This window comes from Gracilibacillus thailandensis, assembly GCF_010994055.1.
Lineage (GTDB): Bacteria > Bacillota > Bacilli > Bacillales > Amphibacillaceae > Gracilibacillus > Gracilibacillus lacisalsi.
In genome coordinates this window covers 1-23,994 of sequence record NZ_WJID01000081.1, presented here as the reverse complement: position 1 = coordinate 23,994, position 23,994 = coordinate 1, and the positions used below count along the sequence as shown (strand labels likewise).

General features: G+C 37.8%; 20 protein-coding genes. 6 read left to right on the top strand and 14 right to left on the bottom strand.

The genetic code is table 11. The annotated features are described in order from the left end of the window. Window positions 1-48 precede the first annotated feature (48 nt). The 5 genes from GH715_RS18855 to GH715_RS18835 all read right to left on the bottom strand — a co-directional run bounded on the left by GH715_RS18855 (window position 49) and on the right by GH715_RS18835 (window position 7,615). Window positions 49-1,485, bottom strand: coding sequence for an aldehyde dehydrogenase family protein (locus GH715_RS18855; RefSeq protein ID WP_153836777.1), 1,437 nt, complete (start codon window positions 1,483-1,485; stop codon window positions 49-51). 15 nt (window positions 1,486-1,500) lie between these two features. Continuing rightward, a complete protein-coding gene (locus GH715_RS18850) occupies window positions 1,501-2,556 on the bottom strand; it encodes a homoserine dehydrogenase (RefSeq protein WP_153836776.1) in 1,056 nt (351 codons plus the stop codon). Between the two features lie 51 nt (window positions 2,557-2,607). Next, complete coding sequence (locus GH715_RS18845; protein ID WP_153836775.1) at window positions 2,608-3,807, bottom strand: cystathionine gamma-synthase family protein; 1,200 nt, start codon at window positions 3,805-3,807, stop codon at window positions 2,608-2,610. Between the two features lie 43 nt (window positions 3,808-3,850). Then, the gene (locus GH715_RS18840; protein ID WP_153836774.1) at window positions 3,851-5,059 is read right to left on the bottom strand and encodes a M24 family metallopeptidase; all 1,209 of its coding nucleotides are present in this window, start codon (window positions 5,057-5,059) and stop codon (window positions 3,851-3,853) included. Window positions 5,060-5,932: 873 nt separating this feature from the next. After that, on the bottom strand, window positions 5,933-7,615 hold the full coding sequence (locus GH715_RS18835; protein ID WP_153836773.1) for a PucR family transcriptional regulator: 1,683 nt from the start codon (window positions 7,613-7,615) through the stop codon (window positions 5,933-5,935). Between the two features lie 788 nt (window positions 7,616-8,403). Between GH715_RS18835 and ectA the strand changes: the two genes are divergently transcribed. The 4 genes from ectA (at window position 8,404) to GH715_RS18815 (ending at window position 11,271) form a co-directional block, all read left to right on the top strand. Continuing rightward, window positions 8,404-8,916, top strand: a complete 513-nt coding sequence (gene ectA / locus GH715_RS18830; protein WP_083939019.1) for a diaminobutyrate acetyltransferase — start codon at window positions 8,404-8,406, stop codon at window positions 8,914-8,916. A gap of 83 nt (window positions 8,917-8,999) precedes the next feature. Continuing rightward, window positions 9,000-10,268, top strand: a complete 1,269-nt coding sequence (gene ectB / locus GH715_RS18825; protein WP_018932083.1) for a diaminobutyrate--2-oxoglutarate transaminase — start codon at window positions 9,000-9,002, stop codon at window positions 10,266-10,268. A gap of 47 nt (window positions 10,269-10,315) precedes the next feature. Then, entirely contained in the window at window positions 10,316-10,702 is a 387-nt protein-coding gene (locus GH715_RS18820; protein ID WP_153836772.1) for an ectoine synthase, read from the top strand. Between the two features lie 140 nt (window positions 10,703-10,842). Continuing rightward, window positions 10,843-11,271 carry a YueI family protein gene (locus GH715_RS18815; protein ID WP_153836771.1) on the top strand — a complete coding sequence of 143 codons (429 nt, stop codon included), beginning with the start codon at window positions 10,843-10,845 and terminating at the stop codon, window positions 11,269-11,271. 100 nt (window positions 11,272-11,371) lie between these two features. Here the strand turns inward: GH715_RS18815 and GH715_RS18810 are convergent, their stop codons facing one another. The 7 genes from GH715_RS18810 to ilvD form a co-directional block, all read right to left on the bottom strand. After that, window positions 11,372-12,559 carry an aminotransferase-like domain-containing protein gene (locus GH715_RS18810; RefSeq protein ID WP_153836770.1) on the bottom strand — a complete coding sequence of 396 codons (1,188 nt, stop codon included), beginning with the start codon at window positions 12,557-12,559 and terminating at the stop codon, window positions 11,372-11,374. 158 nt (window positions 12,560-12,717) lie between these two features. After that, on the bottom strand, window positions 12,718-13,512 hold the full coding sequence (locus GH715_RS18805; RefSeq protein ID WP_153836769.1) for an ABC transporter ATP-binding protein: 795 nt from the start codon (window positions 13,510-13,512) through the stop codon (window positions 12,718-12,720). After that, the gene (locus tag GH715_RS18800; protein ID WP_163578765.1) at window positions 13,505-14,494 is read right to left on the bottom strand and encodes an ABC transporter permease; all 990 of its coding nucleotides are present in this window, start codon (window positions 14,492-14,494) and stop codon (window positions 13,505-13,507) included. Before GH715_RS18800 ends, GH715_RS18805 begins: the two co-directional genes overlap by 8 nt. Before the next feature lie 99 nt (window positions 14,495-14,593). Next, a complete protein-coding gene (locus GH715_RS18795; protein ID WP_153836767.1) occupies window positions 14,594-15,670 on the bottom strand; it encodes an ABC transporter substrate-binding protein in 1,077 nt (358 codons plus the stop codon). 536 nt (window positions 15,671-16,206) lie between these two features. Next, window positions 16,207-16,620: a MerR family transcriptional regulator gene (locus GH715_RS18790; RefSeq protein ID WP_153836766.1), complete on the bottom strand. Its 414-nt coding sequence runs from the start codon at window positions 16,618-16,620 to the stop codon at window positions 16,207-16,209. Window positions 16,621-16,916: 296 nt separating this feature from the next. Beyond that, window positions 16,917-17,672 carry an SDR family NAD(P)-dependent oxidoreductase gene (locus tag GH715_RS18785; RefSeq protein ID WP_153836765.1) on the bottom strand — a complete coding sequence of 252 codons (756 nt, stop codon included), beginning with the start codon at window positions 17,670-17,672 and terminating at the stop codon, window positions 16,917-16,919. A 471-nt stretch (window positions 17,673-18,143) separates the two neighbouring features. Beyond that, the gene (gene ilvD, locus GH715_RS18780; RefSeq protein ID WP_153836764.1) at window positions 18,144-19,835 is read right to left on the bottom strand and encodes a dihydroxy-acid dehydratase; all 1,692 of its coding nucleotides are present in this window, start codon (window positions 19,833-19,835) and stop codon (window positions 18,144-18,146) included. 169 nt (window positions 19,836-20,004) lie between these two features. On the opposite strand from ilvD, the gene GH715_RS18775 reads away from it, so the two are divergent. Then, window positions 20,005-20,532, top strand: a complete 528-nt coding sequence (locus GH715_RS18775) for a M15 family metallopeptidase (RefSeq protein ID WP_153836763.1) — start codon at window positions 20,005-20,007, stop codon at window positions 20,530-20,532. Window positions 20,533-20,542: 10 nt separating this feature from the next. Here GH715_RS18775 and GH715_RS18770 read toward each other — a convergent pair whose 3' ends face one another. Both GH715_RS18770 and fni read right to left on the bottom strand, forming a co-directional pair. After that, the gene (locus GH715_RS18770) at window positions 20,543-21,526 is read right to left on the bottom strand and encodes an NAD(P)/FAD-dependent oxidoreductase (protein ID WP_153836762.1); all 984 of its coding nucleotides are present in this window, start codon (window positions 21,524-21,526) and stop codon (window positions 20,543-20,545) included. A 12-nt stretch (window positions 21,527-21,538) separates the two neighbouring features. Further along, complete coding sequence (gene fni / locus GH715_RS18765; RefSeq protein ID WP_153836761.1) at window positions 21,539-22,567, bottom strand: type 2 isopentenyl-diphosphate Delta-isomerase; 1,029 nt, start codon at window positions 22,565-22,567, stop codon at window positions 21,539-21,541. Window positions 22,568-22,710: 143 nt separating this feature from the next. Between fni and pepT the strand changes: the two genes are divergently transcribed. Continuing rightward, on the top strand, window positions 22,711-23,946 hold the full coding sequence (gene pepT / locus GH715_RS18760) for a peptidase T (protein WP_153836760.1): 1,236 nt from the start codon (window positions 22,711-22,713) through the stop codon (window positions 23,944-23,946). Window positions 23,947-23,994: the final 48 nt, after the last annotated feature.

Here is a 23,994-nt window from a genome sequence, read left to right as displayed (position 1 = left end):
AAATTAAAACCGCCGGTTCTACCGGCGGATACTTACTTTCGAAAGATATTAGCTTAGTTTAAAGCTCACTACCTTTTGCTCTGTCATGGCTTCAATTGAGGACTTGATCCCTTCTCTACCTAACCCCGATTGTTTCACACCTCCAAAAGGCATTGCATCAATACGATAATCACTACTATCATTTACCATGATGCCACCAACTTCTAACTTCTGTATTGTTAAAAACGCATTTTCCAAGTCTTTTGTGAATATCCCTGCTTGTAGCCCGTAATCAACAGCGTTTGACTGAGCAATCGCTTGATACACATCCTCTACTGAATAGACAAGCACGACAGGTCCAAATATTTCCTCTTGGGCAATCACCGCATGGATGGGGACATCTGTTAGAATCGTCGGATAATAAAAGGCTCTCTCTCTTTTTCCTCCCATTTGAATTTTCGCCCCTTCTTCTACTGCTTGATTTACCCACGCTTCAACCCTTTTTGCTTCTCGCTCATTAATCATCGGACCAACGTCTGTTAATGGATCCAATTTATCTCCCAATTGCAGCTCTGAAGTTCTTTGTTTATATAACTCTAAGAATTGGTGATATACTTCTTTCTCTACATAAATTCTCTGGACACCAATACAATTTTGACCGGCAGCTGTAAAAGCACCTGAAACACAAGATGTCACTGCTTTTTCAACATCTGCATCTTTTAATACAATAACCGGAGAATTGGAACCGAGCTCCATGCCAATCTTCTTGATTCCAGCTTTATGCGCGATTTTCTTCCCAACATCTACTCCTCCCGTAAATGTAATCATCGTAATGGAAGGATGCGTGACAAGTACATCACCTACATCTCGACCTGATCCGGTCACAACGGACAACATACCTGCTGGCAATCCCGATTGTGTAAAAGCTTCTGCCAAAAGCAATGCACTCAATGGCGTATCAGATGCTGGTTTGACAATGATCGCGTTGCCCGAGGCAATCGCTGGACCGACCTTATGAGCTACTAGATTTAAAGGATCATTAAAAGGGGTGATTGCTCCAATCACACCTAATGGAAAACGGTAATAATAGCCAACCCTGTTTTCTCCACTCTCACTTTGATCAAAATTAATCGTTTCTCCATTTATTCTTCGGGCTTCTTCTGCACTAATTTGAATCGTTTGGATCGCTCGCTTTACTTCCATGCGAGCTTCGTGAATCGTTTTGCTTCCTTCTAATGCAATTGTTTCTGCATAACGCTCTTTATTTTCTTCTATATAAGAGGCTACTCGTTGAAGTACGGCCATCCTTTCATGAGTTGGCCAAGGTTTGGTACTTAAATAGGCCTCCTCTGCTTTTTCAATAGCCATCAGCATATCATTTTCTGTAGCTAATGGTACTTTGGCAATTAATCGATTATCCTGTGGGTCATAGACATCAAATGTTTGCTCAGCAGCTATCCATTGTCCTGCAATCAACATTTTCTCTTGTTTTACTTTTAGTTGCATGGAAATCACCCCCTATTAAAGTTTGGTTAGGGCGCTTTGTCTATGATAGTGAATGATATCAATAAAAAGTGAATAACCTGTTTCGATTAATCCTGCCCCTGCACCTGTTAACATGATAGGACCAGATAAGTCACATTCATAAACGATCGCATTTGTCGGGCCATTCACACCAGCTAATGGATCGTTACCATCAATTAATTCTGGTTGAACAGAAGCTTCGAGAGAACCATCTTCCCTTTTAGTTAAACGCGAAAGCAGACGCCATTTCTGTTTTTTAGCTAGCGCTTCTTGCACCATCTCTAACGTTAAATCGTTAATTCCTCTACAGTAAATCTCTTCTGATGCTATTTTTTCACCCATTAAATAGTTCGCTAATATTGCTGTCTTATATCTGGCATCATACCCTTCCACATCACTAGTTGGATCCGCTTCTGCATAGCCTAATCTTTGCGCTTTTGCTAATGCTTCCTGGTATGTCTCGCCTTTTTCCATTTCGGTTATCATATAGTTTGTCGTCCCATTTAAGATACCTTTAATTTCTGTTATTTCATTTCCTGCTAATGTCATGACAGGCAATCTGAGAGCTGGTGTTCCGCTCATCACTGTACCTTCAAATCCCCAGAACACACCATTCTTTTCTGCTAATTGTGATAATTCATCATAAGCTAAAGCAACTGGTCCTTTATTAGTCGTTACCACACTTTTTTTATGTTCAAAAGCTGTTCGACAATGATCAATGGCTGGTTGACCTGTCTTCACATCTGTGAATGTTACCTCGACAATCATATCTGCATTCGTATTCTTGATTGTTTCCATGCTATCCCAGCCTCTAATTAATCCTTCTTTATCTGGATAAGCAGCTAAACTTCCAGAATCCCTAGCAGCAGATAACAACTCTTTAATGTTTAAACCATCCGGATGATACACAGATCCTTTCATAATATCGGATACAGCGACAACCTCAGGCTCAAAACCATATGATGGCTTTTCTCCCTTTTGTTGTTTCAAGAAAATCTCTGCCAATGCCTGCCCGACACCACCAAACCCAATAAAAGCGACCTTCATCGTCAATCTTATCACCTCCATTATTTTTTTAATTTCGTTTTAGTTAAAAGGTATGTTTTATTTGTTTACAAATAGACTTTCTGGCAATGATTGAAAGGCTTGCTCTAAATCATGAATTAAGTCATCTTTATCTTCTAGTCCTGCTGAATATCGTATTAATCCTTCCGGTATCCCCATTGCTGCTCTTTCCTCTGGTGTACATTCTACATGACTTGTTGTGCGAGAAGGTCCTACAATTGTTTCAACAGAGCCCAGGTGTGCTGCTCGATTCGCATATTTAAGCTTTGGAAGTAGATGTCTGAGTGTATCTACCCCACCTTTCACCGAGAAACTTAACATGCTGCCAAACCCGTTCATTTGTTTTTTGGCAATCTCATGGCCTGAGTGGCCCTCTAATCCTGGATAAAATACCGATTCGACGGCATCGACTGATTGTAAATAACGAGCAACTGCCATTGCATTTTCACTTTGTTTTTCAATTCTTAATTGAAGCGTTTTCATACCCCGTAGTAATAAATAGGCTGACATCGGGTCAAGTGTTGCTCCATTAATTTCTCTATAATGATAAATACTTTCTACCAATTTTTTAGAGCCACAAACAGAACCACCTAACGCATCTGCATGCCCCCCTAAAAATTTAGTGGCACTATGAATCACCAGGTCTGCTCCCAATTCGAGTGGATTTTGGTTAACTGGAGTAGCAAAAGTGTTATCAACAATGACTATAGCTCCAGCTTGTTTTCCGGCCTGCGCCATTCGTTCAATATCTGTGATTTTTACCGTTGGGTTTGTTGGGCTTTCTAAATAGAGCACTTTACACCCTTTTGCTACCTCTTTTTCAATTGCTTCATGATCCCCCGTATCACATAAAACGACGTCCACGTTTTGCTTGGGCAGAAATTCAGTGAATATTTTATTGGTTCCGCCATAGGTGTCTTTTATGGAAACAATTCGATCCCCTGGGAACAATAGAGTTCCGAGTGTATTACTAATCGCCGCCATTCCAGTCGAAAAACTAGTAGCAGCTTCTGCTCCTTCTAATATTCTTATTTTTTCTTCAAATGCTTCAACAGTTGGATTGGTATTACGACCGTAAATATGACCTTCTTTATTACCGATAGCTACTTCATACCATTCATCCATATCGTCATACCCAAAAGATACACTGTGTACAACTGGAACTTGAGTGGCTCCAAAAGCTAATTGATCTTTTTCCCCTGCCCAAACTGCTTTTGTACTCATTTTTACATCTCTCATCCTATTCCCTCCTCATCTAATATCTATCTAATCATCCTAAAAGCTAGCTGATGATTCCACCTTGTTCTGGAAACGGAAAGGGATCTTGCACAATTAATTCTCTTGGGATATTGGTGAACGTTTCCCCGCCAGTTTTTGTTACTCGAAATGATTCACTGATCTCAATTCCATAGTTGTCGAACCACAAGGCCGGAATAAGGTGGAAAGTCATATTTGGCTGTAAAACGGTGGAATCCTCTGTTCGGATACTTGCGGTATGTTCGCCCCAATCTGGCGGGTAACCTAAACCTACGGAATACCCTAGCCTTGCTTCTTTTTCAATTCCATATTTCTTTAGACAGTTATACCAATAGCTTTCCAGTTCTCCACAAGTAACTCCAGGCTTTACCGCATCTAAAACGGCATTCAACCCTTCTACGACAATCGGAGCAAGTTTCTCAAGCTGTATAGAAGGTTTACCTATCGAAACCGTTCTAGCAACTGGTACATGATACCTTTTGTAACAGCCTGCGAGTTCAATAACAACAGACTCTCCTTCTTGATATTTTCTCTCCGACCAAGTTAGATGTGGTGCGCCTGTGTTATATCCAGAGGGAAGCAATGGAACGATAGCTGGATAATCCCCACCATATTCATCAGTACCAGAAATCATCTGGTGATAGATAGCTGCTGCTGTGTCACACTCTCGATTCCCTGCGCGTACACTTTCTATTGCTTTATACATCGCTTGATCAGCAATTTCTGCTGCCCGCTTCATATATTCAATTTCTTGCTCTGATTTGATAATCCTTACATAATTAACTAATAAATCCGCATTTTTGAATGTAGCATTTGGCAGTCCGTGCTTTAACCTTTCGTAAGCCTTGGCAGTGAAATAGTAATTATCCATCTCAACACCTATTTTTCTATTTCCTTGCCCGATCTGTTTTAAAATTTCTGCAATGAAATCCATTGGGTGATAAATCGATGATTGTACATAATAATCTGGGAATGGAATAATATTTTCGTTGTAGATCCATGTGGTAATTTTCGCGCCATTTGCATCTTGATAACGACCAATCCAAATTGGCTGAGGCTCATCAATAATGATAATTAACATTTGGTGAACATAGAATGACCAAGCATCATAGCCTGATAAATAATTCATATTAGCGGGGTCTGTTACAAGTAACATTTCAATGCCGTTTTCTGCCATCCGTTGTTTTGTCTTTGTTAAACGTGTTTGATATTCTAAAATATCAAAAGCTAACATCGTATCCCCCCTCCACCCTAAAAATATTCTTTCATTTCTTACCTTTATCTTATTAAACAGTTAGTTGAAATGTAATGTTCAGATTGTATGAAGTTTTTCCATTTCTGTCATACAACATGCATGAACGCCCGAATTATAAGATATAATGTCCAATTTCCACATAAAAAAAGAGCCGCTGAGGCTAAAGTGATTTAAAACCAATAAATTCCGAACGATAACGAATTCTGACCACAGAATTCGTCTATTCATTCGGAATTTTTGCCATTATAAAGTGAAACTTATCAGGGCGTTAGCATCTGTTATTCCCCCTTAGCTTCCTTGTGTTACTTGAAGCCCTCACAGATGTTTAGCACCGTGTATTTCAGTAACTCCTTATAGTTATTTTGACATGAATAGAGTATAATACTACCGCTTCGGCTGACCGTTTCGCTTTCCGGGGGGCATGCTCTTCAGCTAACTTTGAAAAGAAAGGCACTTTTCAAAGTGGATCTTCAGATCATGCTAATCCCCCAGGAGTCGAAAACGGTCGGCCTTCGCTAGTTTTATCCGCTACAACGAAAGTAAGAAATAGCATGACGAACTTATCATCTGGAAAATTTAGCTTTCTTCTGAATAAGAAAATCATTTACAAGCTTTTACAAGCGTTGTAGAGCATTCCAAGAGCGGAGGCCGTCTGTTTCCATTCCTACGGGATGTTTTTTTTCCGAAGATCCACTTTCTTTGCCTACCAAAGTTAGCTGAGGAAAAAAACCGTGGAAAGGGAAACGGACAGCCCGAGCGATTATATAGCGGAACATTCATTTCAAAATTAAGACAAAGCTAGAGTTACTCTTAATCAGGTAATAGTTGTTATGGCTCAGACTCATCATCCCATCATTTTATTTTATTCAGCATCCATAAGCGGACACTTAACTCTAATAAAAAAGAATCATCAGCATCAATTAAGGATAGGTGCGTCAGAGCCTCTATTTTTCGCAACCGATGCAATAACGATTGACGATGTAAATTTAATTCTCTAGCAGTTTGACTAACATTCCCTTTGTATTTGTTGTATGTCTTAAAGGTAAAAATCAGGTCTGTCTGTCTCTTTTTATCGTATTCTAACAATGGCTTCAATGTATCTTTTACAATCTCGTGAATATTTTCTTCTTGAGATATTGTCATTAACAGCCGATTAATTCTTGTATCACTATAAAAGGTTCTATTACCAGGGCCATCATGCAGCAGTCCGATTTCTAGAGCCGTTTTTGCCTTTTCATAGCTTTCATAAAAGGGGTACGTACTTTCTTTTTGAAGTGCAATTCCCCAAGAAATATCAATATCCGAAAGTAATTGGCTTAATCGTCGTTCGATCGTATCTAAAAATTGGTTGGCTACATCATGGTAAGATGAATCCTCCGCTTGCAAATATAGAATTACTTCTCCTTTTTCAAAGGTAGTCATTGTTTTACGCTCAAATAGTTGACCTGCATAGGTGATTTCCTTCTGAATATAATAATTAAAGCTTCGTAATGATGAATGATACGGATTATCTAAAGTATCATGCTTATCTGATCCTAACTCTTTATGTCTAATTTCTCCGACAATACAAACATAAGGAAGATTTAGATCATAGTTTAATAAATGTGCTTTTGTTAATAGTTGATGATCTACTTTCATTTTATTTTTAGCTAAATTTAACACAAAATTATCCTTTAATCGTATTTCGGTTAACTCAATGGCATTCTCTTTCACAAAGTATAGCGCACAGGCTGTTACAGCGTGCTCTAACACATTCATTACAGACCAAGTTAGCTCTTTATTATCGCTCGGTTGAAATACAATGTACCCTTGTACTTTATGGTTGTTGAGAATTTGCAGCTGAAAAAAACGTTCTTTATAAAACCTGTATTCTTTCATATGATAATATAGTGGATGTTCTTGAAATTTAATATCAGATAGTGGTATTGGTTGTAAATGACTTTCTTGAACTTCAAGGCGATAGCTTTCTAATATATCTTTATTAAAAAATTTATATGCTCTCCACCTTTTTTCAGCATCTGTGATGGCAACAGGAATTTTAATATGCTTATATAAAGTGTGTGCAATATCTTCTAATCCTTTATCTTTTAGGACACAATTAATTAATTCTTGTCTGGCATCTTCCACCTTTTGAAGTTCTTTTTGTTTTACTTCTGTAATTTTATCCATCACAGATTGCCAAATATCCGTAAAACGAACTTCCCAAGGAACATCAATAATGATTAAATCATTTTGATTAGCCTTTTTCAAAATTCGATCAGGAATACTATAAATATATCGTCCTGTAGCAAAACCTAAAACAGATGCCCTTGATTGAATGACATCTTGCACAAAAGATTCTAATAAGTTAGGATTATCTTCGCATCCTATACCGGTACTTAAAACAAACTCATTCTTTCTGACAAAGTTTTCAACAGGAAGCTCAATAACCGAAACCCATTCAATCTGCTTTTGCTCTAAAGCATGCTTACCTGCCTTTACTTCACAACCTTTCATCACCGGCAATTGCATAATAGTATTTACCGTTAAACTCATATCACTCACCTCTTCTTGCATCAAAAGTTTATCAATCACCTAAACATGAGTGCTTAAAAAAGAGACATTTTCACCTTAAAGTTGAAGCTAGGTTGCTTCGATCCACCTGTTCATTTCCTGTCTGAGAGAACCTCGCGCTATAGACTGTGATCTCGTACTTTCTTTATGACTAATATAGCAGATCTGATCTAGGAACGTACAGCAGGGAAACGTAACGAATCAAATACCAATTAGAGCGACTTTGGCGAAATTGTAGCCAGTACAAGGCCAGAATATGAATCTCTATCTGCATCATTAACTTAGCTATTTAGACGGAAACTCGTGATAAAGGATGGTTGTTATGATGAGTTCTCAAAATAAAAGGGGTAAAGAAGCTGATATATAATTTTACGCTTACGCTACGTACAATATGCCTTTTCATTCATTGCTCTGAAGGAATATGAAGCTACATTCACGTCAGTATTTTTGGATAAAAAGATCAAAATCTTTAGGTATAGTCTATTGAGCAAAATTTCATAAAAATTATGTTTGGTTTAAAACAAAGCGGGAATAAATAAACATAAAACTTTGATACTTTAATCAAATTTTGCTCATTTGTAAGAATAGATGACAATATTGGAGGATTTATAAAGTTATTCCAATTGAATGAAGCTCAAGTTAATAAAAGAAGATTTATAAAGTTTAATCAAGCTATAAGCGATTTGCGGAATATTCCAATTCCCTTTAATATATTGAATGTATCATTTGCGTAAATAAATGATTGCCAAATAAGAAAGGAGTAAATTGTTATTAATAACTTACAGAATCAAGCTCCAACACTAGACGTTGTATTCTCCAAACCAACAAAAAATGATGGAGCATCTATGTGGGAATTAGTATCAAAATCTACATTAGACACAAATTCTCCCTACAAATACCTTTTAATGAGTGAGTATTTTAGTGATACTTGTGTCGTAGCAAAAGAAAATAACCAAGTGGTTGGCTTTATTACCGCATTTATCCCTCCAAAAAAACCAGATGCTATATTTGTTTGGCAAATCGGTGTTGATGCATCACAACGAGGTAAGGGTATTGCATCGAGGATGTTGCATTACTTATTAACAAGTGAGGCATGTGAAACAGTCAAGTTTGTCGAAGCAACTATTACACCAGATAATAAGGCATCGCAATCTCTATTCCAGAAACTAGCTCGTGACTTTAATACAGAAATAACTTCAAGCGAGTTTTTTACCGAGGATGTTTTCCCTGGTGATGAACACGACGAAGAATTAAAGTTTATTGTCGGGCCAATTAACAAGTAATATTGTCGTAATATTTCGTATTTTCAGAATTAGAAAGTACGGAAATATTCGATATATAAAACCATTTAGGAGGAACTTAAAAGATGAGTAAAAATATTGATATTATCAATCATCATGAGTCAGTAGTACGTAGTTATGTTCGTAACTTCCCAACTGTATTTACAAAGGCGAAGAAGCACAAAATGTGGGACGAGGATGGAAAAGAATATCTAGATTTCTTCTCCGGTGCAGGTGCACTTAACTATGGACACAATGATGATCATATGAAAGAAAAATTAATCGAATACATCACAAGTGATGGGATTACTCACTCTTTAGATATGGCTTCTACAGCAAAAGCTGATTTTCTACAGAAGTTTGATGACGTGATTTTGAAACCACGTGATCTTGATTATAAAGTAATGTTCCCTGGACCAACAGGAACAAACACAGTTGAAAGCGCCTTGAAATTAGCGCGTAAAGTAACAGGTCGTACCGATATTATCAGCTTTACAGGTGGATTCCACGGTATGACGATCGGTTCCCTATCTGTAACTGGTAACTCTATGAAACGCCAAGGTGCAGGTATTCCACTACAAAACACTGTAACGATGGCTTATGATAACTATGTTGATCATGATACTGTCGTTTATTTAGAAAGATTCTTGGAAGATAGCGGTAGTGGAGTTGCAATTCCAGCCGCAATGATCGTGGAAACGGTTCAAGGTGAAGGTGGTATTAACGCTGCACGTTTTGAATGGTTAAAACAAATTGAAGAAATCTGCCGTCGTTGGGGCATTTTACTAATCATTGATGATGTGCAAGCAGGTATCGGTCGTACCGGTTCATTCTTCAGTTTCGAAGCTGCCGGTATTAAACCAGATATTATCTGTTTATCTAAATCATTAAGTGGTTATGGTTTACCACTTGCTGTAACGTTGATCAAGCCTGAATTGGATATTTGGAAACCAGGTGAACACAACGGTACTTTCCGTGGTAATAACCATGCATTTGTAACCGCGACAGCAGCACTTGACTATTGGAAAGATGATTCATTTGAGAAAGAAATCCACGAAAAATCTGAAATTATCTACAATTTCCTAGAAAAAATAGTTTCAGACTATCCTGAAATTAAAGGGGAAGTTCGTGGCCGTGGATTTATGGTAGGGATTGCTTCAGAAGTGGAAGGACTTGCTGAGAAAGTAACAGCTCGTTGCTTTGAATTAGGTTTAATTATGGAAACAGCGGGACCAAATGATGAAGTATTCAAGCTGTTCCCACCATTAAATATTCCAAAAGATGAGCTACAAAAAGGTCTAGATATTATTGAGCAAAGTGTAAAAGGTTTAGTTAAGGATCCCGTTACTAACTAAGTTACGGTTTTCAAATATAACAGACAATACAGGAGGCAATATATTTTATGAAAGTAGTAAAGCTAGAAGACATACTAGGAACTGAATATGATGTTGACGGAGGTAACTGGGTTAGCCGTCGTCTCATTATGAAAAAAGACGGAATGGGTTATTCTGTCAATGATACCATCATTAAGGCAGGTACAGAAACTCATATTTGGTATAAAAATCACCTTGAATCTGTTTACTGTATTGAAGGTGAAGGCGAAGTTGTAACATTAAGTGATAATAAAGTATGGCCAATTACAAAAGATACACTATATGCACTTGATGAAAATGACGAACATTTACTTCGTGCCAAAACAGATATGCGCATGGTTTGTGTATTCAACCCACCTCTATCAGGTAAAGAAGTACACGACGAAAACGGCGTATATCCAGTAGACGAAGATTAATTAATCTGCTAGAAAAACTATCCCTTTTTTTCTAACAGTTGTTAAGACATTCCTATAGTTAAAAACTTTCTTATCCAAAAGCTCCCTTTTCCTTGGGGAGCTTTTACTTTTTTGTATATACTATAGATGAGGTGTTGAAAATGGGAAAAAAAGAAATAGAAGATTATTTACAAGAAGGAATTTATGGCGCAAAGGAAATTAACCCTGATGAAAAAAGAAAATATTTAGGGACTTACCGTGAAAGGGTTGTATTAGCGTTATCCAAGGCACAAGTTCGTGGCGAAAAAGGACTGTCTGAATTGGAGGAACAAATCCGTCAATTTCCTGGTACTACACTGTTGATGAATAATAATATGAGCTTACGTTTCTTTAAACCTTACCGTGAACTTGCTGAGAAACTTGGTATTTCTCATACCTATGTATCAAACCGGGAAGCTGACAGTGATTATGGCCTCATATTAGCAGCTAAGACTGCTGTAGATAAGGAAGAGATTTTATTAACTGAGGAAGTACAAGCGGAGAAAGAAATTGAGAAGAAATCTTGGTGGCAGCGGCTCCTTGGACTATAATGATAAAAAATCCGGTAAATCGCCCTACTGATTGAAATATCCCTTTATTTAATGCAGAGGAAAGACACTTAAAAACTCGCACCTTTCCTCTGATACATATTTACTTATTGATATAAGTTGATTCTAATACTTTCACAAAACGTTTCATGCCTTCTTCTATTAGTGCTGGTTCTGAGTTTGTGAAATTTAATCGTAGTGTATTTTGTTCTGGATCTGATACATAGAATGGTGCTCCAGGCACAAAGGCTACTCCTTCTTTTACTGCCTCCTCTAATAACGCTGTTGTGTTCATTTCTTCCGGCAGCTTCACCCAGAAAAACATACCACCTTTCGGAACAATATATTCAAGCCCTTCAATGTTGGCTTTCTCTAATAGCCGCTTCATCACTAACATTCGTTCATAATAAGTTTTTCTAATCGTTTGAATGTGCTCATCAATATCAAAGTCTTGTAATAAATGTACTAATGCATGCTGACCAATAGAATTGGTATGAAGATCTGTTGCCTGCTTAGCTTGGGCCATAATTCGAATAATTTGGTGTGGGCCAACAATCCAACCAATACGAACAGCAGGGACAACCGTTTTAGAAAAAGTACTCGTGTATAATACTAGTCCATTCTCATCTAATGAAGCGATAGATGGAGGTGTTTCACTTTCATCAAATTGTAATTCCCCATAAGGATCATCTTCAAAAATAACAACATGATATTTATTTGCCAGTTCCAACAGTTTTTCTCGTCTTTTTAGTGACCATACTTTTCCAGTAGGGTTGGAATAGGTTGGTACGACATAGATGCATTTTGGTTTATACTGATTAATTTTCTCCTCTAGATCAGCTAAAACCATGCCATCATCATCTGAATCAACTGCCACCACTTTTGTTTCATACGATTCAAACACTTGCAATGCAGCTAAATATGTTGGATTTTCTGTTAAGATAACATCCCCTTTATTGAACATTACTCGTGAAAACAAATCGATTGCCTGTTGACTACCTGAAGTAATCAAAATATTATCAGCTGATCGATGAAGCCCTTTCTGCTTCATACGATCTGCTAATAATTCTCTTAATTGTGGTACTCCTTCTGTTTCACCATATTGTAATGCTTTTTTATTTGTCGTAATTGCTTTATGAAAGGCCTCATCAACAGCTTTTACCGGGAATAAATCTTCTTCCGGTAATCCTCCTGCAAACGAGATAATATTCCCTTGATTAATAACCTTTAAGATATCTCGTACTGCTGATGATTTTAAATATTTTACTCGGTCTGAAAAACCATATTTCATTCATGATCCCTTCTTTCTATCATATAAGGAGTTTTCATTTTAAATCAAAGCGTGTCTGTTATGCAATTTATTTCTTATACTTTGTACATTTTCATTTCATACTTTCCTAGCGTGTTAGAAAAGACAGCTACTCTCTACTAAAAGTAACTGTCCTTACTTTAACCTAATATAGCTCGGTCATTCTCCATTTGTGTTCCGCGGATTCGTTGAAATTCGTGTAGTAATTTTTCGATGGTAAGTTTTTGTTTCTCTTCACCAGATACTTCTAAAATAATTTGTCCCTTATCCATCATAATCAGACGGTTACCTAAATCTAACGCTTGCTGCATATTATGGGTAACCATTAAAGTGGTTAAGCCGAACTGTTCCACCACCTCACCAGTCAGATTAGTAATCAATTCAGCTCTTGATGGATCTAATGCTGCTGTATGCTCATCTAACAGCAATATATTCGGCTCTGTAAAAGTTGCCATTAATAACGAGAGTGCCTGGCGCTCTCCACCAGAAAGCAGTCCAACTTTAGCGTTCAATCGACTTTCAAGCCCTAGGTGAAGAGTTTCTAAATACTCTTTAAATAAAGCCTTTCGTTTTTTGCTGACTCCAATTTTCAAAGTGCGTTTTTTGTTTCTCGCATAAGCCATCGCAAGGTTCTCTTCAATTGTCATCGTAGGTGCCGTTCCTGCCATCGGGTCTTGAAAAACTCGCCCTATAAACTGGGAGCGTTTATATTCAGGAAGCATGGTTACATTTTTATCATTAATTTTTACCGTCCCGATGTCTGGCTTTAATGATCCGGAAATCATGTTCATTAATGTTGATTTTCCGGCCCCATTACTCCCGATGACGGTAACAAAATCACCCTTTTTCATCTCAAGGTTAATATCTTGTAGAGCTTTCTTTTCATCCAATGTACCTTCATTAAAGGTAATCGCAATATTTTGCATGCTAAGCATTGTTAGCCCCCTCTCCACTGGCTAGCATTGCCCTTTTTCTTCGTTTTCGTTTCGCTTCTTTTTGGGTGGCGACGATTTTTGGTGTAACAAGTGCAAGTATAACAATAACTGCCGTAATTAATTTCGCATCACCAGTTTCTAAAAATTTAAACTTTAAAGCGAAGGTCAGCACTATTCGATATACAATAGCCCCACCAATAACCGCTAGTGTTGTACGGGCAATTGTTTTTGTTCCGAATAATGCTTCACCTATAATAACAGATGCAAGACCGATGACGATCATCCCAATCCCCATATTAACATCTGAAAAACCACCATATTGTGCAATAAAAGCACCAGATAACGCAACTAATGCATTAGAGATACCTAAACCGACAATCGTTAGAATATCAGTGTTAGCAGAAAAACTTCTGATCATTTTTTCATTATCACCAGTTGCACGTAAAGCAAGTCCTACTTCTGTTTTTAAGAAATAATCCGTTAAAAATTTTATGATTAATGTAATAATAACCATAATAATGAGTATTGCCCAAGTGCCTGGCACACGCTCCGAACCAGCCAAGGTAAATATACCATTTAAAAAGTTGTCAATACCTAAAGATGCCCAAAAACCTTCAATCTGATTAAACATTGTCGGTTCATTTAGTAAAGCGACATTCGGTTTATCCATGATTCTAAGATTAATAGAATACAAGGCAATCATCATTAAGATACCGGATAATAAAGGGTTAATCTTCCCTTTCGTATTTAAAATTCCTGTGATAACTCCTGCCAAAAATCCAGCAATAGCGGCATAAAATGTTGCTAATACGGGTGGTACTCCATTAACAATCGAAATCGCTGCAACCGCTCCACCTGTTACAAAACTGCCATCCACTGTTAAATCCGGGAAATCTAAAATACGAAATGAAAGATAAACGCCCAATGCCATCAACGCATAAATCGTACCAGATTCTACTGCGCTGAATAAGGAAATTAAGATGCCATCCATACTACTCTTCCTTTCTGTCCTTCTGCCAAACTTGATAGAAAACCTCGACACCTATCATTCATCAGCAATGTCGAGGTTTCCTTCAGATATTTATTCTTCTTCTGTCGTTTCTAAGAATTCTGCATCTTCATCCCAGTCTTCGTTCCATTCCACACCTTGTGCTTCTGCTGCTTCTTTGTTAATAAACAGCTGCATGCTTGGTGGTACTTCTACAGGGATATCTGCTGTTGTTTTGTCACCCGTTAACACTTCTACCGCCATTTCACCGGTGCGGTAGCCAATTGTGTGGTAATCAATACCAAACGTTGCAAAACCACCACGCTGTACAGAATCAGGTTCACCTACAATTAATGGAATATCTTGTTCTTCCGCTACTGCCACAACCGTTTCTAATGCGGAGACAACTGTATTGTCCGTAATAATGAAGAATACATCTGCATCACCAACTAAGGAATTGGTTGCTTGCTGTACTTCAGATGAATTACCGACAGTAGCTTCAGTTGTAGATAAGCTTGTTCCTTCGACCGCCTCATTTACAGCCTCAATTTGAGCAACAGAATTTGCTTCTCCTGCACTATAAACAAGCCCAATTGTAGCTCCTTCAAAATAATTATCAATAAATTCTATCGTTCTTGTAACAGAATCTGGATGTAAGTCTAGCACACCTGTTATATTATCCCCTGGTTGGTCTAAAGATTCTACAAGACCACTGTCTACAGCGTCTGTTACCGACGTGAATAAAATCGGAATATCACTTGTTGCCTGCAATGCACTTTGCGCACTCGGAGTAGAGTTTGCAAAAATTAAATCTACACCATCCGCTACAAAGTTATTTGCAATTGTTGTTGCATTATTTTGATCATTTTGTGCTGATTGAAAGTCGTAGTCTACTTCTAAACCAGCATCTGCAATCGCATCTTGAAAACCTTCATATGCCGCATCTAATGATGGATGCTCTACAATTTGTGTTGCACCAATTTGATATACTTCATCTTCAGAAGCTGCCTCTTCCTCTTCTGTTTCTTCTTCTGTATTTACCTCAGTCTCTTCAGCATCTGATCCAGATCCACCATTTGTGTTATCCGTTTCGTTACTCGTACCACATGCTGCAAGAACAAGAACACTGAAGAAAGCAATAATTAATAATAAAAGCAAGTTTTTCTTCATGATCCCCTTTTCCCCCATTTTCTTTGAATTTAGAATTTTCAAACTTTTAAGTTATATTATAGCACAGATTCGACAGCTTAGGTATAGCATATTACAATTAATCTATTACTGGCGTTGTGCTTGTGTGCTATGTTTAAATTGATATATTAGCTACTATTTTTTGAAAAACTTCATTACTCAAGAAAGTTTCTACCCAAAGGTGGTAAGCTCATGGATTTGGTCAACAAAAAGAAATTCTTCAACAAATGTTTTAGAATGATATGACACCGTTGAAAAATTAGATTAATAAGAAAAACCGGGAAAGCCTACCCGGTTCTGCCCAAAGTAGTTATTTATGTATATATCTCTGGTTGATCTTTTTACTATGGTCTTATTATAGCGTAGCCAAGGTAGAACGTAAGCACCCGTAGAGCTTATATCCCGTAACCACCAAGATATGCTTAAGGCTGGTTGGAACTGAGATCTCGTATAACAAGCGATGTTTATGTATAAAGGAGGGGCCTCTTATCAGACGGTTGTGAATATAAGCATAAATATTATTCGGTGGGGTCGCAATTGCTATCATTTAAATCAGGATTCAATAGAGTTTCATTGTAGTGGTCAATTTTATAATCAATAATTCTTTGTGTCTTCAGTAATTGAGAGATGTCGTTCTTAATCCTTTTCTTTTGCTCCTCTAGAATGGAAATTCTTTCTTGGATTGAAGCTGGTCCTTCTGTAGAAAGCTGAAGATAACGTTTTATATCTTCCAACTTCATTCCTGTTGTTTTCAACCTCGTCAAAAACATCATACCCTTTATCTGATCTTCACTGTAAATCCTATGACCATTTGCTTTACGATCCGCATACGGTATTAAACCGATTTTCTCGTAATAACGAATTGTAGCTTCTGATAGACCAGAGAATTCAGATGCCTGTTTTATATTGAAAGTCTCAGAAACATTTTTCATAATTAACCTCCTCATATCCTTCTGCCAAGATGCGACGCCATTTTAATCAAAAAATTCTTGGGTGTTACCATTGTGGCAATTGTCACCACAATGGTAACACCCCGTTCAATTGAATAGAACCTATACTGTTTTAGAACCCATAAAAGCAAAGGAATTAAAATCGTAAAACACGGATATCAGATTTTTATTTAAGGTTAGGGAACCCATACCACTTCATTGACAAATCTAAAATTCTCCCAGAAGTCGACTCAAAAATAATACCCTTGGGACTGTCCATTATAATTGTTTGAACTTCATTATACCTTCGTAATATAAGGGAAAAGAGGATCTTTTAATTCAAATCGGTTAGTCTCTCCATCTACTAGTCCCACTACTTTATCACTGTCATATAGATTAAGTAAAAATTGAGCCACTTCTTCTGCTGTATGGACTTCACCAAAATTCTCCCTGTAATTAATTTCCTCAACCTCCATTGCTCTATTGGCAAATTCCGTTTCAGTTACAGCCGGAGCCAACACTTTCGCCTTCATAGGCTTTCCTTCATCCTTTAACTCTTGAGCCAGACCCTCTGTAAATACACTTACGAAGAACTTTGTAGCACAATAAGTGACAAAGTTGGACACAATTGTGTATCCTCCATCTGAGGAAACGTTGATTAATTGGGTTCCTTCTTCGGAAGAATAATCTCTTACAAACAAAGATGATAAAATAGTCAGTGCTAAGTTATTTAAGCTTAGCATATTTTCAATTTTCGACAGATCATGTTTGGTAATCGGGGCAAAATCCCCAAATCCTGCATTATTAATCCAGGCTTCTAAATCATATTCCTTTGTACGTTCATACAAATTATAGACTTGTTCACTTTTAGATAAATCTGCAGTTAAAACAATTACATCAATTTCAGGGTTTATTTTAGATATAGTTGATTTTAAATTTTTTAGTTTCTGTTCCCTCCTTGCGATAAGAATGAGATCCTTGCCTCTTTTGGCAAATGCTAAAGCAGATTCATAGCCAATTCCAGAACTTGCTCCTGTAATTACTACATATGACATAATACACCCTCCTAAGGTTTGGTAATGTAACGATAAAAGCATAACACTTCGAGTATACTTTAACGCAATAGATTAAGTGAAAAATTTCAATAGAATTAATGGAATAACAAATTCACATTAAAAAGTCGTCAATGATAGAAATAATAGCACTAGCTTATTGACTTAAAACTCAGGATTAGATAATGAAAAATATAGCCTTTAAATATAGTTAGACAATGATCAGTGGGGGCTTTGACCTCCACTGATCATTAGCGTCTGTTATCCTAAACTTATTCCTTGTGTTACTTAAAGCTTGAAGTGAGGGCTTATAGACGGTTTGCACCGTGATAAAGGGATTAATTAGCATAAGCAAGTGTACCATCTGGTGTTATACAATCCTAATGAGGCTATTTCTCCTCTTTTTTTCCTTCAGACACTAAAAAAACACGCGTCTCATCCATGATGAAACGCGTGTTTTGACCACTATCTTCCTTATTGATCTGTACGATTGATAAAGTCTGTTACGGCACCTTGTGATGAGCAGGAAACGTTGTGCGCGTACTTTCCTAACACACCTCGTTTGTATAGCTCTGGTGCTTTCCAGTTTGCACGACGTTTCGCTAATTCTTCGTCCGAAACATCCACCGAAATTTCTTTTTGTTCTGAATCAATGGTAACCATATCTCCTTCTTCTAAGAAAGCAATTGGTCCACCTGATTGTGCTTCCGGTGCAATATGTCCTACTACGAGACCATGTGTACCACCAGAGAATCGACCATCTGTTAATAACGCTACTTTTTGGCCTAAGCCTTTGCCAACTAAGATTGCAGAAATAGAAAGCATTTCCGGCATTCCTGGTCCACCTTTTGGCCCTACATAACGAATAACTAGAACATCCCCTTCTTTGATCTCGTTATTCATTACTGCGTTTGTTGCTTCGTCTTCATTATTAAATACACGCGCAGGACCTGTGTGACGTTTTACTTTTACACCAGATACCTTTGCAACCGCACCGCTTGGTGAAAGATTACCTTTTAATACGATTAATGGTCCATCTTCACGATATGGATCACTTAATGGATGAATAATATCTTGGTCATCAGATAGAATTGGTGCATCGGCATAATTTTCTGCGATCGTCTTACCAGTAACAGTTAAACAGTCGCCATGTAAGAATCCATTATCTAATAATAGACGCATTACAGCCGGAACCCCGCCAATTTTATGTAAGTCTTCCATTACATATTTACCACTGGGCTTCAAGTCTGCTAAGTGTGGTACTTTTTCTTGGATACGATTAAAGTCATCAATTTTTAGATCTACTTCTGCTGCATTAGCAATCGCTAATAAGTGAAGGATCGCGTTAGTAGATCCACCTAAAGCCATAACAGCAGTGATTGCATTTTCGAATGCTTTCTTCGTTAAAATATCTTTCGGATAAATACCTTTCTCTAACAAATGGTAAACAGCTTCTCCTGCTTTACGACAATCTTCAAATTTCTCAGGAGATTCCGCTGGGTTAGAAGAGCTTCCAGGTAAACTCATACCTAGTGCTTCTACAGCCGTCGCCATAGTATTTGCTGTATACATACCACCACAAGAACCTGCACCTGGGCATGCATGACATTCAATTCCTCGCAATTCTTCATCATCAATATCACCGTTATTGTGTTTACCTACCCCTTCAAAAACAGACACAATATCTAACTTTTCCCCTTTACGGTATCCTGGCGCAATCGTTCCACCATAAACAAAAACAGCTGGTACATCAGAACGAGCAATCGAAATTAAACAACCAGGGATGTTCTTATCACAACCACCAATTGCCACGTAACCATCTAGGTTCTCTGCTCCTACTACTGTTTCAATCGAGTCTGCGATTACATCACGACTTGGAAGGGAATAACGCATTCCCGACGTACCCATCGAAATACCATCAGATACTGTGATTGTATTAAAAATTAACGGAACACCACCAGCTTCGCGAGCGCCATCCTTAGCCTGGATCGCTAAGTCATCTAAGTGGATATTACATGGTGTTACCTCACTCCATGTACTTGCTACACCAATCATTGGCTTTTTAAAATCTTCATCTGTTACCCCAACAGCACGTAACATCGCACGGTTTGGAGCACGTTTTGCATCATCAAATACATTACTTTTGATACGTAAGTCCTTCCCCATTCCAAAATGCCTCCCCACTATATTTTCTAGAAATACTAGAATTCTTTCAATTTATAATTTTCTGTAAACTTTAGTTTGAGAAATGGTGTCTCTACATCTCAATAATGATATAGTATCATATATTTATGAAATACGGAATAATTCGGACTTTAAAATAGAGGGGGAAAAAATGAAAATTCGCACAATTTTAGTCTTTTTGTTTATTATTGGTATTGGTTACTTCATTTTTCTGTTTCAGAAATACAGCAATCGACCAATGCCGACAGAACTACATCCAATCGTGGAAGAAAAGAAGGAAGAACTGGTAAAGCAAGCAGAGGAAATCGGGATTAACGTTATCATTACGGACGGTTTTCGTTCTGTCGAAGAACAGGATGCAATCTATCAGCAAGGAAGGGAAACAGATGGAAACATTGTTACCTATGCTAAAGGAGGAGAATCCTATCATAATTATGGACTTGCGATTGATTTTGCCTTGCTAACAAATGATGATAATGTTATTTGGGATTTAGAATATGACGGCAACCAAAATGGAGAAAGCGATTGGAACGAGGTGGTCGAAATCGCTAAAGAATTAGGTTTTTCCTGGGGTGGTGATTTTACCCGTTTTAAAGATTATCCTCACTTGCAAATGGACTTTGGTCTAAGCATCACGGAATTAAAATGGGGGAAACGACCTGAAGATGTGATCGATTAGCCCCCTTCTATCAACGGTAAATAACCGTACTATACAATTGTTCAGTAGCACGTGGATCGATAAATAGATGTGCTTTATTCACAGCCGTAATTGCTTCCGAATAGCCCGATGCAATCAAATTTGTTTTCCCTTCATATTGGACAATATCACCTGCGGCAAAAATGCCGGGTATATTAGTTGCCATGTCACCTTTAACCAAAATACGCCCTTTATATGTCGCAACTCCCCAGTTATCAAGCGGAGTTGCCTGTAATTCAAGACCGTGATAAGTAAGCAACGCGTCAGTTTCAACGGTAATAGTTTCATTGATCTCCACGGATTGCAGTTGATTTTCCTTCACATCAATATTGGTAATGTGGGATTCCATATGAATTGGTATGGAACTATTTCGTAATTGCTCTACATCTTCTTCTTTTACTTGATGAAATTTGGAATCTGGATTCACTACCGTGACAGATTGCGCATGGTCCTTCAGATATAATGCCCAGCCTACTCCTACCTTATTAGTAGCAGTAATAACGACATTTTTATGATGGTACTTTTCCCGGTTCATCAAGTTAGTAGCCACCTGCTTGCGAAATTCGGGAAAAGGTAACGCATCCCAATTATCTGGCATTTTCGTATGGAATGTTCCGGAGCCTGTTGCAAGCAACACCACTTTCGTAAAATGTTGCTCTCCGTCACTCGTATTTAAGATAAAATGATCCGATTTTTGCTCGATAGACTCGACCCATCTATTGCTTAACATCTCAGGTTGATGCCGGTTAGCTTGAGCAATCATTTGCTTCACTAAATCTTCGCCTGATATATCAGGATATCCACCGACATCATAGATTAATTTTTCCGGGAAAAATTGCATCACTTTGCCGCCAAATTGAGATTGTGACTCTAACAATTTAACTTTCATATTACGCATGGTCGCATAATACGTAGCAAAGAGACCCGTTGTGCCACCACCAATAATGGTGATATCAAACAATTCATCATCCCCCATCGTTATACACCTCTATCTTTTATATAATCGGTCAGTAGATTGTAATGCCGTTAAGTTTACAGCACCTACACCAAACATGACCATTTTCAATTCTAACTCGCGAACTTGCATCCATTCTATCACATTCTCAGCAGAATCAACCGCTTCTTTTAAAATCGACCTAGCGAAACCTACATAATCGGCACCTAATGCAATCGCTTTAGCGGCATGGAGACCGTTACGAATACCACCACTGGCAATGATGTTTTTTTCCGGCATTATACCGGAAACCTCTTCTAAACAAACTGCAGTGGAATTTCCCCAGCTTGCAAAAGCTTCTGCTGCCTGTTTCTTAAATTTTTCTTTAGAACGCAATTTCTCTACTTGACTCCAAGATGTACCACCTGCTCCAGCGACATCAATAAAGGAAGCACCGATATCGATTAATCGTTTTGCTGTTTTTCCATCAATCCCAAATCCTACTTCTTTTACCCCTACCGGAACAGCTAACGACTGAATTAAGTTCTCGATTTTAGGCAACAAATTACTGAAATTCGTATCGCCTCCGGATTGAATCACTTCTTGAATTGTATTTAAATGAAGGACCAACGCATTGGCATCTGTCCACTCCACAATCTGTTTAACCTGATCAACTGTCACACCATAATTCAGCTGTACTGCTCCGAGATTTGCTATAATCGGTGTATTCGGTGCATATTCTCTAACTTGAAAAGATTGACGGAACTTTTCGCTTTCTAACATCACCCTTGTTGAGCCTAAAGCAAAGACCCAACCTTGTTGTTCTGCCGCGATCGCAAGATTTCGATTGATCTTCTCGGCCATTTCTGCTCCACCAGTCATCGAACTAATCAAAAAAGGCGTCCGTAAGTGTTGATCAAAAAATGTCGATGAAATATCAATCGCTTCAAAATCGATTTCAGGTAATGCGTTGTGCTGAAACCGATATAGATCGAAGCCATTTGTTATTCCTTCTCCTAATGCCTCTTCTTTCAAACTTAACGCTATATGCTCACTTTTCCGTTTGTGGATTTTATCAGACATATACTGTCTCCTTTTATATAAATAATTATTAATACTAGTATACATAAATCTATTTAAAATCTCTCGTTGATACTCTTTCAGCATTAGTATGATATCATTAATGATAAAACTATACATATCGCAACTGAAATGGAGGACTTAACATGAAACAGCAACTTATAGAAAGATTAAGTAAATATGTACAAATCGATACACAATCAGATGAAAGTAACCCGGACTGTCCCTCAACAGATGGCCAATGGGAAATGGCACATTTGCTAGTAGAAGAATTAAAAGATATTGGCATGCATGATGTAACAGTTGATGATAATGGTTATGTGATGGCGACACTTCCGAGTAACGTCGATAAAAAAGATGTACCAGTAATCGGCTTTCTTGCCCATGTTGATACAGCAACAGACTTTACCGGTAAAGGAGTAAAACCTCAAGTAGTCGAACAGTATAATGGCAAAGATATTCTATTAAACAAAGAGAAAAATATTGTCCTGTCACCAGATGAATATCCTTCATTGGCGAACTACAATGGACACACTTTAATAACAACAGATGGTACTACATTGCTTGGCGCTGACAACAAAGCAGGTATTGCCGAAATCATGACCGCATTAGAATATCTTATAACCAACCCTGACATTCCACATGGTACAATCAGAGTTGCTTTTACGCCAGACGAGGAAATTGGGCGTGGTCCTCATAAATTTGATGTAGATCGATTTGGTGCTCAGTTTGCTTATACGATTGATGGTGGCCCATTAGGTGAACTACAATACGAAAGCTTTAATGCTGCCGCTGTGAAAATTACTGTGCAAGGTAATAATGTTCATCCGGGAACAGCAAAAGGGAAGATGGTTCATGCAACCAAAATAGCAATGGAAATTCAAGCACAATTACCAGCAGAACAAGCCCCAGAGTATACAGAAGGATATGAAGGTTTTTTTCATCTACTTTCATTCGAGGGGGATGTAGAAACAGCTAAGTTATATTATATTATTCGCGACCATGACCGAAATAAATTTAATAAGAAAAAACAATGGATTACTTCTATAGTTAAGGATTTACAAAGTCAGTATGGTGAAGATTGTATCCAGCTAGAAATGAAGGATCAATACTATAATATGGCAGAAAAAATCGAACCTGTGAAATATATTGTAGATATAGCAGCAGAAGCTATGAAAGATGTCGATGTCGATCCTTTAATCCAGCCAATTCGTGGTGGAACAGATGGTTCACAACTTTCCTTCATGGGATTACCAACCCCTAATATATTTACCGGTGGTGAAAACTTCCATGGAAAATACGAATATATTTCCGTCGATAACATGGTTAAGGCTACCGAAACGATTATACAAATTGCTGAACGATTCACGAAACAATGCTAATGATAGCATTGTTTTTTTATTACGTCTTTTAAAACCACAGGCTCTGCC